Annotated in this window: 13 protein-coding genes and 1 tRNA gene; 12 read left to right on the top strand and 2 right to left on the bottom strand. The window is 75.8% G+C overall.

Features of this window, described 5'->3' with window-relative positions; translation table 11 throughout:
• Window positions 1-70: 70 nt before the first annotated feature.
• Window positions 71-706 carry a uracil phosphoribosyltransferase gene (gene upp / locus KZX60_RS10145; RefSeq protein WP_248118076.1) on the bottom strand — a complete coding sequence of 212 codons (636 nt, stop codon included), beginning with the start codon at window positions 704-706 and terminating at the stop codon, window positions 71-73.
• On the opposite strand from upp, the gene tadA reads away from it, so the two are divergent.
• The 11 genes from tadA (at window position 705) to KZX60_RS12020 (ending at window position 14,623) form a co-directional block, all read left to right on the top strand.
• Complete coding sequence (tadA, locus tag KZX60_RS10140) at window positions 705-1,256, top strand: tRNA adenosine(34) deaminase TadA (protein ID WP_282442796.1); 552 nt, start codon at window positions 705-707, stop codon at window positions 1,254-1,256. The genes upp and tadA overlap by 2 nt on opposite strands.
• 98 nt (window positions 1,257-1,354) lie before the next feature.
• A tRNA-Ser gene (locus tag KZX60_RS10135) sits at window positions 1,355-1,445 on the top strand.
• Window positions 1,446-1,599: 154 nt separating this feature from the next.
• Window positions 1,600-2,118: a hypothetical protein gene (locus KZX60_RS10130; protein ID WP_248118074.1), complete on the top strand. Its 519-nt coding sequence runs from the start codon at window positions 1,600-1,602 to the stop codon at window positions 2,116-2,118.
• 67 nt (window positions 2,119-2,185) lie between these two features.
• A complete protein-coding gene (locus tag KZX60_RS10125) occupies window positions 2,186-2,644 on the top strand; it encodes a 23S rRNA (pseudouridine(1915)-N(3))-methyltransferase RlmH (protein ID WP_248118072.1) in 459 nt (152 codons plus the stop codon).
• Entirely contained in the window at window positions 2,641-7,848 is a 5,208-nt protein-coding gene (locus tag KZX60_RS10120) for a DEAD/DEAH box helicase (RefSeq protein WP_248118070.1), read from the top strand. The genes KZX60_RS10125 and KZX60_RS10120 overlap by 4 nt, the downstream gene beginning before the upstream one ends.
• Before the next feature lie 125 nt (window positions 7,849-7,973).
• Entirely contained in the window at window positions 7,974-8,543 is a 570-nt protein-coding gene (locus tag KZX60_RS10115) for a VOC family protein (protein WP_248118068.1), read from the top strand.
• A gap of 27 nt (window positions 8,544-8,570) precedes the next feature.
• A complete protein-coding gene (locus tag KZX60_RS10110; protein ID WP_248118066.1) occupies window positions 8,571-9,470 on the top strand; it encodes a DNA-formamidopyrimidine glycosylase family protein in 900 nt (299 codons plus the stop codon).
• Window positions 9,471-9,483: 13 nt separating this feature from the next.
• On the top strand, window positions 9,484-10,734 hold the full coding sequence (locus tag KZX60_RS10105; protein ID WP_248118064.1) for a sugar phosphate nucleotidyltransferase: 1,251 nt from the start codon (window positions 9,484-9,486) through the stop codon (window positions 10,732-10,734).
• A 39-nt stretch (window positions 10,735-10,773) separates the two neighbouring features.
• Window positions 10,774-11,826: a pseudouridine synthase gene (locus KZX60_RS10100; protein ID WP_248118062.1), complete on the top strand. Its 1,053-nt coding sequence runs from the start codon at window positions 10,774-10,776 to the stop codon at window positions 11,824-11,826.
• Window positions 11,823-12,464, top strand: coding sequence for a VTT domain-containing protein (locus KZX60_RS10095; protein ID WP_248118060.1), 642 nt, complete (start codon window positions 11,823-11,825; stop codon window positions 12,462-12,464). The genes KZX60_RS10100 and KZX60_RS10095 overlap by 4 nt, the downstream gene beginning before the upstream one ends.
• The gene (locus KZX60_RS12020) at window positions 12,461-14,623 is read left to right on the top strand and encodes a hypothetical protein (RefSeq protein ID WP_282442795.1); all 2,163 of its coding nucleotides are present in this window, start codon (window positions 12,461-12,463) and stop codon (window positions 14,621-14,623) included. Before KZX60_RS10095 ends, KZX60_RS12020 begins: the two co-directional genes overlap by 4 nt.
• Before the next feature lie 72 nt (window positions 14,624-14,695).
• Here the strand turns inward: KZX60_RS12020 and KZX60_RS10085 are convergent, their stop codons facing one another.
• Window positions 14,696-15,013, bottom strand: a complete 318-nt coding sequence (locus KZX60_RS10085; RefSeq protein ID WP_248118058.1) for a hypothetical protein — start codon at window positions 15,011-15,013, stop codon at window positions 14,696-14,698.
• Window positions 15,014-15,086: 73 nt separating this feature from the next.
• Here KZX60_RS10085 and KZX60_RS10080 point away from each other — a divergent pair, with 73 nt between their 5' ends.
• Entirely contained in the window at window positions 15,087-16,217 is a 1,131-nt protein-coding gene (locus tag KZX60_RS10080) for an NADH:flavin oxidoreductase/NADH oxidase (RefSeq protein WP_248118055.1), read from the top strand.
• Window positions 16,218-16,279: the final 62 nt, after the last annotated feature.

Genomic DNA, 16,279 nt, shown 5'->3' with positions numbered 1-16,279 from the left:
CACGAGACCCCCGCCGGAGCGGGGGTCTCGGGGAGCGGGCTGCAGCGCCGGGACCGGCGGTGCAGCCGGTTCACTCGGCCAGGCCGTAGAGGCGGTCTCCCGCGTCGCCGAGTCCCGGGACGATGTAAGAGCGCTCGTTGAGCCGTTCGTCGAGGGCCGCGAGGTAGAGGTCCACCTCCATGTCGCCCAGGGACTCCTCGAGACGCGCGATGCCCTCCGGCGCCGCAAGCAGGCAGAGGCATGTCACCCGTGCCGCACCGCGCTCGTAGAGGAAGCGGATGGCCTCGACCAGGGTCCCGCCCGTGGCGAGCATCGGGTCCAGGAGGAAGACGTGGCGTCCGGTCAGGTCGGCGGGCAGGCGCTCGGCGTACGTGACGATGTCGAGGGTCTCCTCGTTGCGCGCCATGCCCAGGAAGCCGACCTCCGCGGAGGGCGCCATCTTGACCATGCCCTCAAGCATGCCGAGGCCCGCGCGCAGGATGGGCACCACGAGGGGACGCGGGCGGGCCAGGCGGGTGCCCGTCGTCGTGGTCACGGGCGTCTCGATCGTCACGGGCTCCACCGCGACGTCGCGCGTCGCCTCATAGCCCAGGAGCATCACCAGCTCCTCGGTGAGCTGGCGGAAGATCATCGAGGGGGTCTCCCGCTTCCGCAGGACGGTGAGCTTGTGGGCGACGAGGGGGTGGTCGACGACGTGAACGCGCATGCTCCCACGCTACCGTCCCCCGTACGCTGGAGCCGTGCCCTCCTCCGTGTCCTCCGTGTCTGCCCCCGCGCCCACCTCTGCGCAGGAGCACGCCTGGATGGGCCTGGCCCTCGGGGTCGCCCGCGCCGCCGGCGAGGCCGGAGACGTCCCGATCGGCGCGGTCCTCGTGGCCGGGGACGGGACCGTCCTCGCGGCGGGGGGCAACGAGCGCGAGCAGCACCACGACCCCACCGCCCACGCCGAGGTCCTGGCGCTGCGCCGCGCGGCCGAGGCCCTGGCGGCCTCGGGCGGCGGCGACGGGTGGCGCCTCACCGACTCCACCCTCGTGGTCACCCTCGAGCCCTGCCCCATGTGCGCGGGGGCCTTGCTGCTCGCCCGCGTCCCGCGCGTCGTGTTCGGGGCATGGGATCCCAAGGCGGGCGCGTGCGGCTCCGTGCTGGACGTGGTGCGGGACCCGCGCTTCAACCACACGGTGCAGGTGCGCGGCGGCGTCCGCGCCGCGGAGTCCGCCGCCCTGCTGCGCGGGTTCTTCGCCGCGCACCGGGAATGAGCGGATGGCCGGGCACGGCCGGCTCCGGGGCCGACGACGACGACGGCCCGCGGCCGGTTTGGGCGCGTCGCGGCCGCTCGGGTAGAGTGTCCCAGTCTGGTGACGTGTCCGAGCGGCCGAAGGTGCAGCACTCGAAATGCTGTGTACGGTAACCCCGTACCGTGGGTTCAAATCCCACCGTCACCGCCAGATGTGAAGGCCCCGAGTCCCGCGTGATCCTGCGCTGACCGGGGCCTTCGTCATGCACCCACATCGGGCGCACAGACTGTTCACGGGCCGTTCCCCGCCCTCCACTAGAGTGCGCGGCGTCACCGCCGCTCCCTCACCGCCCTGGAGGCCCCCCTTGTCCCCCACCACCGATCCCGCCGCGGGCCCCACCCCGCCGGCGAACGCCTCATCCCTGGACCGCCGTGCCCCTCACCTGCGCTACCCGTGGGCGCCGCTCGCAGCGGTCGCCTCCGCCCTCGTGTCCCTGCTCGCCCTCTTCCTGCCGGCCGCGAGCGTGAGCCTCTTCGGCGGCCGGATCAGCCAGAGCTTCCTGGAGGCGAGCGCGGACGAGGCCGGGATCATCCTGGCCCTGCTGCTGCTCACCATCGCCCTGTGCGTGGCGGCCTTCCTGGTCTCAGCGGCGTGGGCGCGCATCGCCGCCGGCGTCCTGGCTGTCCTCACCGGCCTGTTCCTGATGGTGGACGGCTTCGCGAACATCGGGAGGGTGGCCGGCCACGGCGCCAGCCCCGGCATCGGCCTGGTGCTCATGGGCCTGGCCGGCCTCGCGCTCGCTGCCGCCGGCGTCCTGATGTTCCTGGCCCGCAGGGGCGGCACACCCGGCGAGCGGGCGAAGGTCACGCAGCGCGTCGACTGACGTCACCGGGTCGTACGACCGGGGTCGGGTGCCTGGCGCGTCCGGCCCCGGTGCCATCATGGACCCCATGTCAGTGAAGGTGCTCGCCGTCGGCAAGAAGCATGAAGCGTGGGTCTCGGACGGGATCGCACGCTACGAGCGGCGCCTCAAGAGGCCCTACGACCTCACGTGGCAGCTCCTCCCCCACTCCGCGCGGCAGGAGGACGCGGCCCGGACCGAGGAGTCGGACCGCATCCTGGCCAAGGTCGGCGGGGACGAGCACATGATCCTCCTGGACGAGCGCGGCAATGGCTTCGACTCCCCCGGCCTGGCCCGGCACCTGCGGGCGCAGTTCGACGTCGGCGCACCCGTCACGCTCGTGATCGGCGGCGCGTACGGGGTGGACCAGCGCGTCCACGCGCGGTCCGACCGCGTGTGGTCCCTCTCCGGCCTCGTCTTCCCGCACCAGCTCGTGCGCCTCATCCTGGCAGAGCAGGTCTACCGCGCGCAGGAGATCTCCGCCGGCCGGCCGTACCACCACGCATGAGCGGCACCGAGGGGGCCGGGACGCCCGCCCCGAGCACCGCCGCCGTCCTCTCCCGCTTCAGCGAGCCCACCCGCGCGTGGTTCACGGGTGCCTTCGAGGGGCCGACGCCGGCGCAGGTGGGCGCGTGGGACGCGATCTCCTCGGGCCGCCACGCCCTCGTGATCGCCCCGACGGGCTCCGGCAAGACCCTCTCCTCCTTCCTCTGGGCGCTGGACTCGTTCGTGCGCGAGCCCGCGGACCCGGAGGTCTCCGCCACCCGCGTCCTCTACATCTCCCCGCTCAAGGCGCTCGGCGTGGACGTGGAGCGCAACCTGCGTGCCCCGCTGATCGGCATCACGCAGACCGCACGCACCCTCGGCCGGGCAGTGCCGCAGGTGCGCGTGGGCGTGCGGTCCGGGGACACCCCCGCGGCAGAGCGGCGCCGTCTGCTGCAGGACCCGCCGGACATCCTCATCACTACGCCCGAGTCCCTCTTCCTGATGCTCACCTCGAAGGGTCGCTCGGCCCTGGCCGGCGTGCGCACCGTGATCGTGGACGAGGTGCACGCCGTCGCCGGCACGAAGCGCGGCGCCCACCTGGCCGTGTCCCTCGAGCGCCTCGATGCGCTGCTCGAGAGGCCCGTGCAGCGCATCGGCCTCTCCGCCACGGTGGAGCCGGCCTCCGAGGTCGCCCGCTTCCTCGGCGGCGTGCAGCCGGTCACCATCGTGCGGCCCGCCTCGGCCAAGCAGTGGGACCTCGCGGTGAGCGTCCCCATCCCGGACATGACCGACCTCTCCGCCCCCTCGGGTGCCCAGGACACGGGTCCGGGATCCTCTCCGGCGGGCGCCCCGGGCGGGGCCGACGGGGGCGCGGCGATGGGCGGCTCCATCTGGCCGCACGTGGAGGAGCGGATCGTGGACCTGGTGTCCGAGCGCCGCTCCACCCTGGTGTTCGCCAACTCCCGCCGCCTCGCCGAACGTCTCACGGGTCGCCTCAACGAGATCTGGGAGGCCCGCCAGGAGGCGGCCGCCGCCGCGGACCTGCCCGACGCCGTCCCGGGCTTCCGCGAGCCGGCCCAGGCGGGCGACGTCGTCGCCGGATGGCTGGCGCAGCGGGACGCGGCCCCCGCGACGCCGCGCACCCCGGTCCACGGACCCGCCCAGGTGGCCGGGCAGACCGGCACCGGCTCGGGGACGGTCTCCGACTTCGCCCGCGCCCACCACGGCTCCGTCTCCAAGGAGCAGCGCGCCATCGTGGAGGAGGCGCTGAAGACCGGGCAGATCCGCTGCGTCGTGGCCACGAGCTCGCTCGAGCTCGGCATCGACATGGGCGCGGTGGACCAGGTGATCCAGGTGGAGTCGCCGCCGTCGGTGGCCTCGGGCCTGCAGCGCGTGGGCCGCGCGGGCCACCAGGTGGGAGAGGTCTCCCGCGGCGTGTTCTTCCCCAAGCACCGCGGGGACCTCGTCGACACCGCCGTGGTCGCCGAACGCATGGTGGCCGGGTGCATCGAGTCCCTGCGCGTCCCCGCCAACCCGCTGGACATCCTGGCCCAGCAGACGGTGGCCGCCGTCGCGATCGAGGACGTGGAGGCCGAGGCCTGGTTCGACCTCGTGCGCCGCTCCGCCCCGTTCTCGGCCCTGCCGCACTCGGCCTACGAGTCTGTGCTGGACCTGCTCGCCGGCCGCTACCCCTCGGACGAGTTCGCCGAGCTGCGCCCGCGCATCCTGTGGGACCGCGAGGAGGGCACGCTCTCCGGCCGCCCCGGCGCCCAGCGTCTGGCCGTCACCTCCGGCGGCACCATCCCGGACCGCGGCCTGTTCGGGGTCTTCCTGGCCACGGACTCCTCCGGCGCGGGCGGCGGCCGGGACGGCGCGGCCGCCGACGGGGACACCGGCGAGTCCGCGGCGAAGTCCTCGGCCGGCTCCGCGCGCTCGGGCGGGCGCCGCGTCGGCGAGCTGGACGAGGAGATGGTCTACGAGTCCCGCGTGGGCGACGTGATCCTGCTCGGCGCCACGTCATGGCGGATCGTGGACATCACCGCCGACCGCGTGCTGGTGCTCCCCGCCTACGGCCAGCCGGGCAAGCTCCCGTTCTGGCGCGGCGACGCCGCCGGACGCCCCGCCGAGCTCGGCGACGCCGTCGGGCGCTTCCGCCGCGAGGTGGACGCGGACCCGCAGTCCGCGCCCGCCCGCCTCGAGGCCGCGGGCCTTGACCCCTGGGCACGGGACAACCTGCTGGCCTATCTGAAGGACCAGCGCGAGGCCACCGGCACGCTGCCCACGGAGATGACCCTCGTGGTGGAGCGGTTCACGGACGAGCTCGGCGACTGGCGCGTGGTGCTCCACTCCCCCTTCGGCATGGCCGTCCACGCGCCCTGGGCGCTCGCGGTGGGCGCCCGGCTGGCCCAGCGCTACGGCCTCGAGACCGGCTCCGGCGCCGCGATGGCCGCCGATGACGGCATCGTCCTGCGCATCCCCCTCATGGACACGGAGCCGCCGGGCGCAGAGCTCTTCGAGTTCACGGCGGAGGAGCTGGACGAGATCGTCACGGCGGAGGTCGGCGGATCCGCGCTGTTCGCCGCCCGCTTCCGCGAGAACGCCGCCCGCGCCCTGCTGCTCCCCCGCCGCAACCCCGGCCGGCGCTCGCCCCTGTGGCAGCAGCGCCAGCGCGCCGCCCAGCTGCTGGACGTGGCCCGCAAGTTCCCGCAGTTCCCGGTGATCCTGGAGACCGTCCGCGAGGTGCTCCAGGACGTCTACGACCTCCCGGCCCTCAAGGACGTCGCCGCCCGCCTCGCGTCGCGTGCGATCCGCATGGTCGAGGTCACGACGACGGCGCCCTCGCCCTTCGCTCAGTCCATCCTCTTCGGGTACGTCGCCCAGTTCATCTACGAGGGCGACTCCCCCCTGGCCGAGCGCCGCGCGGCGGCCCTGTCCCTCGATCCGGCGCTGCTGTCCGAGCTGCTCGGCACGGAGGAGCTGCGGGAGCTCCTGGACGCGGACGTCATCGCCGGCGTCGAGGCGGAGCTGCAGCGGCTCGCCCCGGACCGGCGCGTGCGCGGGGCCGAAGGCCTCGCTGACCTGCTGCGGCTCGTGGGCCCGCTCACCGTGGTGGAGGCGGCGCGGCGGACGCTGCCGGAGGTCGAGGCAGGGGCGGCGGACCCTGAGCCGGCCGCCGGTGAGACACCCGCGTCTGAGCCGGACTCCGCCGCGCACGAGGCCGCCGTCGCCGGGATGCTGGACGAGCTCGTCCGCGCCAACCGGGCGTTCCGCCTGCGCCGCGAAGGCGGGGAGGTCTACGCGGCGGTCGAGGACGCGGCCCGCCTGCGCGACGCCCTCGGCGTGCCGATCCCCATGGGCGTGCCGGTCACGTTCCTGGAGCCGGTCGAGGATCCCCTCGGCGACCTCGTGGGCCGCTACGCCCGCACCCACGGGCCCTTCACGGCCGCCGAGGCGGGCGCGGCGCTCGGACTGGGCGGCGCCGTCGTGCTGGGGGTGCTGCAGCGCCTGGCCTCCGAGCGCCGCGTCAGCACCGGCGCGTTCCGCCCGGACGGCGCGCCCGGCGCGACGGGCCTGGACGCCGAGTGGTGCGAGTCCGAGGTGCTGCGCCGCATCCGCCGCCGCTCCCTCGCCGCCCTGCGCGCCGAGGTGGAGCCGGTGGAGCAGGCCGCCTACGGCCGGTTCCTCGCCGACTGGCAGCACCTGCGCCCCCGCCCCGGGCACCCGTCCCCGGCGTCGCTCGAGGGCGTGGACGGCGTGGCCGTCGCCCTGGACCAGCTGGCCGGCATGCCCCTGCCCGCGAGCGCGTGGGAGTCCCTCGTGCTGCCGGCGCGCGTGCGGGACTACGCGCCCACGATGCTCGACGAGCTGCTCTCCACGGGCGAGTACGTGTGGTCCGGGACCGCGGAGGCCGCCGGCAACGACGGCTGGGTGGCGATCCACCCTGCCGACGCCGTGGACCTCACGCTCCGCCTTCCCGAGGCCCAGCAGGGGCCCGCCCCCGCGGACGCCGCGCTGCGCGAGCGGATCCTCGCGGTGCTCGGCTCGGGCGGCGCGTGGTTCTTCCCGCAGCTCGTGGAGAGGGTGCTGGCCCTCGGTGCCGAACAGGGGGCTGAGCCGGTCCGTGGCCCCGCGGTGCTCGAGGCCCTGTGGGCACTCGTGTGGGAGGGCAAGGTCGGCAATGACACGTTCGCCCCCGTCCGCGGACTGCTCTCGCTCGGCAAGACCGCGCACCGCACGGGGAGGCAGTCCCCGCGGGCGCGAACCGCTCGCACGGGCGGTGCGGGCCGCGGGCTGGGCAGTCGGCTGGCGGGGGTGCGCGGGCGCGGCCGGTACGCGGGCCTCGCAGCCGGCGACGGCGCGGCGGGGTCGGCGAGCGCGGGCATCGCCCCCGGCGTGGGCGGGCTCTCCGCCGCGGAGCAGGCGCGCGCGGCCGGCCGCTGGTCCCTGCTGCCGGAGGCGGAGCGGGACCCCACCGTCCGCGCCCACGCCACCGCCGAGCTGCTGCTGGACCGCTACGGCGTGATCACGCGCGGCTCCGTGGTGGCCGAGGAGGTGCCCGGCGGCTTCGCGGGGCAGTACCAGCTGCTCACCCGCATGGAGGACGCCGGCCAGGTGCGCCGCGGCCACTTCGTGGAGGGCCTCGGCGGCGCCCAGTTCTCCACGGGCGCCGTGGTGGACCGGCTGCGCGGCTTCCAGCGCGCGCAGGAGGAGGGCGGGGACGACGACGGCGCGGACGGTCCCGGCGCGATCGGCGGTCCGCCCTCTGGCTGGGTCAGCCCGCTCGGACCGCCGCCCGGCCGCCCGGCCGTCAACCCCCATGCCCGGCCGGAGGAGCCGGACCCACCGGCGCTGGCGCTCGCGGCCACCGATCCCGCGAACCCCTACGGCGCGGCCCTCGACTGGCCCTCGGTGCCGCCGGGCCCGGGCGGGGTGGTCCCCACGGGGCACCGGCCGGGCCGGAAGGCGGGCGCCGTCGTCGTGCTGATCCGCGGCCGGCTGGTGCTGTACATGGAGCGCGGCGGCAAGACCCTGCTGTGCTTCACGGAGCACGCCGCGGAGTTGCGGGCCGCCGCGGCGGCGCTCGTGTGGGCGCTGCGCACCGGGAGGACGGAGCGGCTGAGCCTCGAGAAGGTCAACGGCGCGCCCATCCTCGGGACGCCCCTCTCCGGGGCGATGCTCGACGCGGGGTTCTACTCGTCGCCGTCGGGCATCCGGTACCGCAGCTGAGGCAGGCCGTCGTGGGGAGGCCCCACCGCAGCCGCGGCGCGTCATCATGGCGTCACGCGGGAGGCGTGGCGGCTCGGGCGGCGGGCGCACGACAGCACCGGGCGGCGCCGGGTAGGTTCGCGCCCATGAGCGAGAACCCGAGCACCGCCGAGGACACCCTGACGCACGACCCCGCGAGCGGACTGGCCGGCACGGATCCCGTGGCCCCGTCCGAGCCGGACGGCCCGTTCGGCGCCGACCCCGAGGCCGAGCTCCTCGGCGAGTCCATGCCGCACCCCTCCGAGCCCTCCGTGACGCCGTTCCTCATGTTCGAGGGGGACGCCGGCGCCGCCATGGACGCCTACCTCACCGTGTTCGTGGAGCACCTGCCAGTCACCGAGGTCCGCCGCGACCTGTTCGACGACTCGACGCCCCGCGGCGCCGAGTGGGCGGGCAAGGTCTCGCACGGCGAGCTCGAGATCGCGGGCCAGCGGCTGCGCTTCTTCGACTCGTTCACCCCGCACGGCTTCTCCTTCACCCCCTCGATCAGCCTCTTCGTGGAGCTGCCGGACCCCACGGCGGTGAACGCGATCCACGACGCCCTCGTCTCCGGCGGCGGCGCCGACCTCATGCCCCCGGACGACTACGGCTTCTCCCGCCGCTTCGCGTGGGTGGCCGACCGCTTCGGCGTGACGTGGCAGCTCAACGCGGTGTGAGCGCCGCCGTCGTGGCGGTGGCCTGACATGCCCGAGGGCGACTCCCTCGTCCGCGCCGCGCACCGCCTGCGCCCCCTGCTCGCGGGACGGGTGCTGCGGCATGCTGACCTGCGCGTGCCCCGGCACGCCACCGCGCGCCTCGAGGAGTGGACGGTGGCCGAGGTGCGGCCGCTGGCCAAGTACCTGCTGATGCGGCTCACGCCACCCGCCGAGGACGACGGCGCCGCGCCCCTCACACTGATCTCCCACCTGAAGATGGAGGGGCGCTGGCTCGACTCCGGCCTCGACGCGCCCTGGGGCGCGCCCGCGTGGCAGGTGCGGTGCGTGCTGGAGACGGACGAGCACCGCGTGATCGGCGCGCAGCTGGGCCTGCTCGAGCTCGTCCGCACGGATCGCGAGCACACGGTGGTGGGCCACCTGGGCCCCGACCTGCTCGACCCCGGGTGGGCCGACCCCGCCACCGCCGCGGCACTGCTCGCCGAGGGCGTGCGCCGCCTGACCGAGCGGCCCGGGCGTCCCGTGGGGCTGGCCCTGCTGGACCAGCGCCTCGTCTCCGGGATCGGCAACATCTACCGCTGCGAGACGCTGCTGCTCGCCGGGATCGACCCCCACCGCCCGATCGGCGAGGTCGACGACGTCCCGGGACTCGTCCTGCTGGCCGGGGACCTGCTGCGCGCCAACGTCCCGCCGGCGTCGCCGGTGATCGGTTCACAGCGGGCCACGACGCATGTCCGCCGCAACGAGTCCCGGCCGTTCGCGATCGAGGTCCTCGACGGACCGCCTCGCGGCCGGCAGCCGAGCTACTGGGTCTACGGCCACGATCGCTTCCCGTGCCTGCGCTGCGGCGGGCGCGTGCGCAAGGAGGACTACGGTTCCCCCGAGGACGCCGAGCGGCAGCTGTGGTGGTGCCCGAACTGCCAGTGGTGACTACGGTGGTCACATGGCTGACCCGTTTCCCCAGGACCCGGAGGGCGCCACGGTCGCGCTCGTGCTCGCCGGCGGCACCGGCGGGCGTCTCATGCCGCTGACGCAGGCCCGTGCCAAGCCGATGGTCCCGCTCGCGGGCCAGTACCGGCTGATCGACGTCGCGCTGTCCAACCTCGCGCACTCGGGGCTGCAGGACGTGTGGATCGTGGAGCAGTACCGCCCGTTCACGCTGAACCAGCACCTGGCCGGCGGCCGCCCCTGGGACCTCGACGGCACGCGCCACGGCCTGCGGATCCTGCCTCCCGCGCAGGGCCGCGCCGAAGAGGGCTTCTCCCGCGGCAACGGCCACGCGATCGCCCAGCAGGTGCCCGTCCTCGAGCAGTTCGGGGCGAGCACCGTCGTCGTGATGTCCGCGGACCACCTCTACCAGCTGGACCTGCGCCCCGTGCTGGCCGAGCACGCGGCCTCGGGCGCGGAGCTCACCGTCGTGACCACCCGGACGGACGAGGACCCCTCCCGCTTCGGCGTGGTCCAGGCCGACGACGACGGCGCCGTCACCGCCTACGACTACAAGCCCGAGGACCCCGAGGGCTCGCTCGTGGCCACGGAGGTGTTCGTGTTCGACGTCGCGGCGCTCTCCGAGGTGGTGGGCGAGCTCCTGGCCGCCGAGGACGAGGCCGGCACCAAGGAGGACGGCGAGACCGACGAGGACGGCGATCCGGTCGGCGGCTCGCTCGGCGACTACGGGGAGAGCATCATCCCCGCGTTCGTGGACCGCGGGCGGGTCCGCGAGCACCGCCTCGAGGGCTACTGGCGGGACATCGGCACGCTCGACGCGTTCTTCCGGGCCCACCGCGAGATCCTCGACGGCACCGGGCTGGACCTCACCGCCGAGGGCTGGCCGCTGCTCACCAACGCACGCCAGTCGCCCCCGGCGTGGGTGGCCCCCGACGCGCGAGTCACCGGCTCACTGCTCGGCCCGGGCTGCCGCATCGCGGGCGAGGTCGTGGACTCCGTGGTCGGCCCGGGCGTGGTGGTCGAGGCCGGCGCCACGGTGCGCGGATCCCTTCTCCTCGGCGACGCCACGGTCCCCTCCGGCGCGGTGCTGGACACGGTCATCGTCGACGTCGGCGGGCACGTCCCGGCGCGCGAGGTGTTCGGAAAGGCTGAGCCGGCCGACGAGGTCGTGGTGCTGGGCCCGCGCGACCGCTCCCCCGAGAGCGGCGACGAGACCACCGGCACCGGCTCCCCCGTGAAGGGCTGACTGCGCGGGCCCGTCCACCCGGCCTGGAATGATGGGGCCGTGGCCGTGACCTCCCCCCTTCCCCTGCGCGACGGCGTCAACGCGACCCGACTGCGCCTGCCCTCCTCCGGGCCCTGGGCGAGCGTGCAGGAGTACGTGCTGGACCGCTTCGGCCACGTGGACCCGGACGGCATCCGGCGGCGCTTCGCGGCGGGCGAGGTCGTGGCCGTGGACGGCGCGCCCATCCCCGCGGACACCCCGCTCGGCGCGCACGAGGACCTCTGGTACTACCGCGATCTGCCGGACGAGCAGCCCCTGCCGGTCGCCCACGAGATCCTCCACGCGGACGAGCACCTCGTGGTGATCCACAAGCCCCACTTCCTGCCCACCACGCCGGGCGGGCGCTTCATCCAGGAGACCGCGCTGGTCCGCCTGCGCAACGAGCTCGGCCTCGACGACCTCGTGCCCCTGCACCGCCTCGACCGGGCGACGGCCGGCGTCGTCATGTTCTCCGCCAACCCCGCCACGCGCGGCGCCTACCACCTGCTCTTCGAGCGGCGCGCGGTGGCCAAGCGGTACGAGGCGGTCGCCGTGCTCCCGGAGTCGCCCGCGGACCCCGACGACGACGCGGCCCGCCCCGACGACGACCCCCGCCTCACGCGGTTCCCCCTGACCATCCGCAGCCGCATCCGCAAGGACAGGGGGATCCTGCGGTCGGTGGTCGAGGAGATCCCGGCGGCGGCCTCGGGCCGGGCCGCCGGGGCGCCGGTGCGCACGAAGAAGTCGAACGTGGCCCACGCCGGGGCCAACGCGGAGACGCGCGTGGAGGTGCTGGGCGTCGGACGCTCGGCGGGCATGCTCGCGGGGCGGCGTGTGGTGCACCTCGGGCTCACCCCGCGCACGGGGCGGACGCACCAGCTGCGGATCCACCTCGCGTCGCTGGGCCTGGGCATCGCCTTCGACCCGTTCTACCCCGAGCTGCTGGACGCCGCGCCGGACGACCTCGCCCGCCCGCTCCAGCTGCTCTCTCGGTCCCTGAGCTTCACCGACCCGGTCACGGGCGAGCCGCGCACCTTCGCCTCCCCGGCACAGCTCCAGGAGCGTCCGCGATGACGGCCATGACCGCCCTGGCGGCGGCCTCCGCGGAGACCGGACCCGCGGACCTCCTGGACCGCCTCGGCGCGTGGTTCCACCCGCTCACGGCGCTGCTCGTGGCCCTCGACGCGCCCGTCCCGCCGGTGCCGTCGGAGATCCTGGTGATCGGCTCGGGCTCGCTCGCGCTGGCGGGCCGGGTCAGCCTGTGGGCGTCCGTCCTCGCCGCGTGGCTCGGCTGCTGGGCGGGCGACATCGGCCTGTACGCGCTCTTCCGGCACGGGCTGGCCAGACGCCTCGACCGCTGGGCGTGGGGCCGCTGGGTGCACCGCGGGATCCGCTCCCTGCTGGTCAAGGCCGGGCCGGCCACGGGCCTCGCGGGGCTGTTCGTGCTGCGGTTCGTCTCCGGCGGGCGCACCGCCTCCATGGCCGCGGCGGGGATCGCGGGCATCCGGTGGCCCGTGTTCCTGTGGCTCTCCGGCCTCGGCTCGCTGACCTGGAGCGTCTACATGGTGGGGCTCGGGTGGGTGTCCGGTCAGACCACCGGGCTCCCCTGGTGGGCGTCGGCACTGGTGGGGGTGGCGTTGGGTACCCTTGCAGGGATGATCATCGCGGGGATCGTGGCATGGCGCCGACGATCCGGGAAGGGGGCAGCATGACCGGCGCGTCTCCCGAGCCCGCGGAGTCCTCCGAGAGCCCTCGCTCGCGCCCGCGGCACGCGCTCGCCGCCCCCGGGGAGATCTCCCGCCGGCAGATCAAGCGCCACGCGCGCGCCCTGCGCGGCACGCCGACGCGCCCGGAGACGCCCGCCCAGCGCACCACTCGTGAGGGCCGCCGCGCGGACGTCAACGCCGCCATGGACAGCCTGCGCGCGGAGGGCTCGCCGGCGGGCCAGCGCTCCCACGGAGACCTGCGTGCCATCCTCGACCGGATCGGCGGCCAGGACCTCGCCCGCTTCACCACGCCCCTCGTGGGGACCCTCGGCCACCGCCCGGTGGAGCCCGAGGCGGCCCCGACGGTCGACCCCGGGCGCGCGGCCGAGGCCCTGGCGCTGGAGAAGGCCGAGGAGCAGGAGCGCCGTCGCCGCGCCGCCGAGCTCGCCCGCCGCCGCAAGGGGGAGCAGCGGGCCCGCCGGCAGCGGGAGGCCGAGCGCCAGCGCCGCGCGAGCGCCGAGCAGAAGGCCCGCCAGGCCGAGGAGGCCGCCCGCCACCGCCAGGAGCGGGAGGAGAGGCGCCGCCGCGAGGCGGAGGTGGCCGCCGAGCGCGCCCGCGTCCAGGCCGAGCGTCGCGCCCGGGAGGAGGCGGAGGCCGCCGAGCGTGAGCGCCGGCGCGCCGAGGCCGAGCACGCCCGGCTCCTGGCGGAGGAGGAGCGCCGGCGCCACGCGGCACGCGTGGAGGCCGAACGCCTGCGCCGCGAGGCCGACGAGCGCGAGCGCGCCCGCCAGGACGCCGCGGCCGCCGAGGAGGCCGAGCGCCGCCGCCGCCGCGCGGAGGAGGAGCGTCTGGGCCGGGAGGCGGAGGAGGCGCGCCGGCGCTCGATCGAGCGCGCGCGCCGCTACGCCGGGCACTCCGCGGACCGCGCCCTGAGCCAGGCTCGCCTGCTCGCCGACCGCGAGCGCCACCTGGGCGACCAGCAGGCCCTCGAGGAGGCGAGCCGGCTGCGCGCCCACCAGGACCGGGAGTCGCAGGCCCTCTACCGGGCGGCGCGCGAGCTCGAGGGCCCGGAGATCATCCCCGTGGCGTCCCAGCGGCCCTTCCTCGCCCACCCGGACGAGGACGTGACGGACGAGGAGCTGTTCGCCCGCGCCCGCGTCGCGCTGCCCGAGTGGCGCCGCCGGGACCGCCTGAGCACGAAGGCCGAGGCCATCCGCTCGGCGGCCGCTCCTGCGCCGGCACCCGACGGCCCCACGACCGCGGCGATCCCCCTGATCCCGTCCTACACTGCGCCCCTGGGTGCGCCCGAGCCGCGCCGCGCGGCGACGGCCAAGGACCGCCGGCGGCAGGCCGGCCTGACGCTCGCGTGGCTGGTGTTCGTGCTCGCCGGCGCGTGGGGCCTGGGCCTGTTCGGCCGCCTCCCCGGGCTGGACGCCCTGGACTTCGGCTCCTACCGCGCCGCACACGACGGCCGCTACGGCTTCACCACCACCGTCTTCTCCCTGTATCCGCTGCACCCGCTCGTGTGGCCGGGGCTGTGGGCGGCGGTGGGTGTGCACGTGCTCCACCAGTGGGCCCCCGGGCAGGCGGCCTCCTCACGGCAGCGGGAGGTCGGCTGGCCCCTGGCCGGCGCGCTCCTGGCCGTCAGCACGTGGTTCCCGCTCGCCGTGCTCGTCCCGTGGGGGCTCGAGGTGCTGGTGTGGCTGGTGGCCCTGGCGCTGATGGTGCGCGTGATCCGGCGTCTCACGGACCGGCCCGCGCGCACGGGCGCGGAGCGGGTGGTCACCGACGGCGCCGCCGGTCTGCTCGCCGGTGTCCTGCTGGCCGGCCTGCCCACCACGCTGGGCTCGGCGCTGAACGCGTGGGGCGTGGCCCTGACGTGGTTCCCCACTGAGCTCTTCGCCACCCTCCTGCTGCTGGCCGTGCTGGTCCTCGGCCTGCACCTGGCGCTGACGGATCGCGGCCGCATGGGGGTCGCGCTGGGCATGGGCTGGACCCTGCTGAACCTCGGCCTCCCGCGCCTGCTGCCGCCCCCGCTCGGTGCCGAGCAGAGCGCCTGGGTCGGCCTCACCGCCGTGTTCGGGGCCCTCGCCCTCGTGCTCGCCGTCGCCGTGCGCCGCTCGTGGGTGCGCCAGGTGGAGCGGGACGCGGGCCTCACCCCCTGAGCCCCGACCGGCGTCGCGCGGCCGGTCGACGGCGCAGCGCGGTGTCCCCCGTGTGCTCAGGGCGCGTCACCCTCACGGCGCGGCGTGCACCGGGACCCAGCGGCCGCCGTCTCGCCGCAGGACGTCCAGGCGCCCCGTGACGGCGACGCCGGACACCGCCTCCGCCATCCGCGCGCCGACGCCCACGGCCTCGGCGTCCTCCCCCGCGCGGTGCGAGGCGGGGACGGTGAAGCGCAGCACGATGCGCGGCACTCGGGAGACGACCTCGACGTCCTTCGCGGCGAGCACGTGCGTGGCCTGCACGGCGGCCTCGGCGAGGTCCATGACCTCCTCGGGGCGATGGCCGGGGCGGAGGTCGCCGATCTGCAGACGGGTGCGGTAGGAGGGCATGCCGCCAGGGTAGCGAGGCGGCGCCGCACGGCCTCCGGGGTCCGGGGTCCGGGGGCCCTCGTAAGGTGAGGCCATGACCGACGCGACCTCTCCCGCCCTGCCCGCGATCCTCGAGCCGCTGACGATCAACGGCGTCGAGGTGCGCAACCGCCTGATCCTGCCGCCCATGTGCATGTACGCGTGCGAGGCCCGCGACGGCGTCCCCCACGGCTGGCACTTCCAGCACCTGGGGGCACGGGCTGCGGGCGGCTTCGGGATCGTGGTGGCGGAGGCGACGGCGGTGACGCCCGAGGGGCGCATCTCCGCGTGGGACACCGGCCTGTGGAACGACGAGCAGCGGGACGCGTGGGCGCCGATCGCCGCGTACGTCGCCGCCGAGGGCGCGGTGCCCGCGGTCCAGCTGGGCCACGCCGGAGCGAAGGCCTCCACCGTGCCCATGCACCCGGGCGTGCCCGCGGGCGAGCCGATCATGGAGGGCCCCGACGCGTGGGCGACCCTCTCGCCCTCGGGCGTGCCCGCCACCTCGATGCCGGCGAACGTGCGCGCCATGACCGAGCAGGACGTCGCGGGCACCGTGCGCGCCTTCGCGGACGCCGCCCGTCGCGCGGACGAGGCCGGGTTCGGCGCCGTGCAGCTGCACGCCGCACACGGCTACCTCATCCACCAGTTCCTCTCCCCGCTGACCAACACCCGCACGGACGGGTACGGCGGAGACTTCGAGGGGCGCACGCGGTTCCTGCGCGAGCTCGTGGCGGCCGTGCGCGAGGTGTGGCCCGCGGACAAGATCCTGGGCGTGCGGATCTCCGGCTCCGACTGGGTGGAGGAGGGCTGGGGCATCGAGGAGACGGTGCGCCTGGCCCGGATCCTCGAGGAGGAGGGCGTGCACTGGATGGACGTCTCCTCCGCGGGCCTGGGCGACCGGTACCACGGCCCCAAGGGCCCGGGCTACCAGGTGCCCCTGGCGCGGGCGGTGAAGGAGGGGACGCAGCGGATGGTGGTGTCCGCCGTCGGCTCCCTGACCACGCCGCAGGAGGTGGAGGAGGTGCTCGTCTCCGGCGCGGCGGACGCCGTGTGCGTGGGGCGGGCGGCCCTCGCGAACCCGAACTGGCCGGTCGAGGCGGCCCTCGAGCTGGGGGCGAGCGCGGAGCAGGCCCCCATGGCCCGGCAGTACTTCCGCGCGACGTGGGGCCCGGGTGCGCACTGAGCCGCGCCGTCGTCGTGCCCCTCGCCGAGGGCGGAACGCGCCGGCCCGACGTGCCCCGAGCC

It is taken from the genome of Micrococcus sp. EYE_212, from assembly GCF_023147585.1.
Classification (GTDB): domain Bacteria; phylum Actinomycetota; class Actinomycetes; order Actinomycetales; family Micrococcaceae; genus Micrococcus.
Note: the sequence above shows the minus strand (reverse complement) of the source record. Positions and strands in the feature narration are given on the sequence as shown.

Coding starts and splice junctions, on each gene's coding strand:
- tadA (WP_282442796.1), top strand. CDS start 705: ATGCTCCCACGCTACCGTCCCCCGTACGCTGGAGCCGTGCCCTCCTCC.
- upp (WP_248118076.1), bottom strand. CDS start 706: ATGCGCGTTCACGTCGTCGACCACCCCCTCGTCGCCCACAAGCTCACC.
- KZX60_RS10125 (WP_248118072.1), top strand. CDS start 2,186: ATGTCAGTGAAGGTGCTCGCCGTCGGCAAGAAGCATGAAGCGTGGGTC.
- KZX60_RS10120 (WP_248118070.1), top strand. CDS start 2,641: ATGAGCGGCACCGAGGGGGCCGGGACGCCCGCCCCGAGCACCGCCGCC.
- KZX60_RS10115 (WP_248118068.1), top strand. CDS start 7,974: ATGAGCGAGAACCCGAGCACCGCCGAGGACACCCTGACGCACGACCCC.
- KZX60_RS10110 (WP_248118066.1), top strand. CDS start 8,571: ATGCCCGAGGGCGACTCCCTCGTCCGCGCCGCGCACCGCCTGCGCCCC.
- KZX60_RS10105 (WP_248118064.1), top strand. CDS start 9,484: ATGGCTGACCCGTTTCCCCAGGACCCGGAGGGCGCCACGGTCGCGCTC.
- KZX60_RS10095 (WP_248118060.1), top strand. CDS start 11,823: ATGACGGCCATGACCGCCCTGGCGGCGGCCTCCGCGGAGACCGGACCC.
- KZX60_RS12020 (WP_282442795.1), top strand. CDS start 12,461: ATGACCGGCGCGTCTCCCGAGCCCGCGGAGTCCTCCGAGAGCCCTCGC.
- KZX60_RS10085 (WP_248118058.1), bottom strand. CDS start 15,013: ATGCCCTCCTACCGCACCCGTCTGCAGATCGGCGACCTCCGCCCCGGC.
- KZX60_RS10080 (WP_248118055.1), top strand. CDS start 15,087: ATGACCGACGCGACCTCTCCCGCCCTGCCCGCGATCCTCGAGCCGCTG.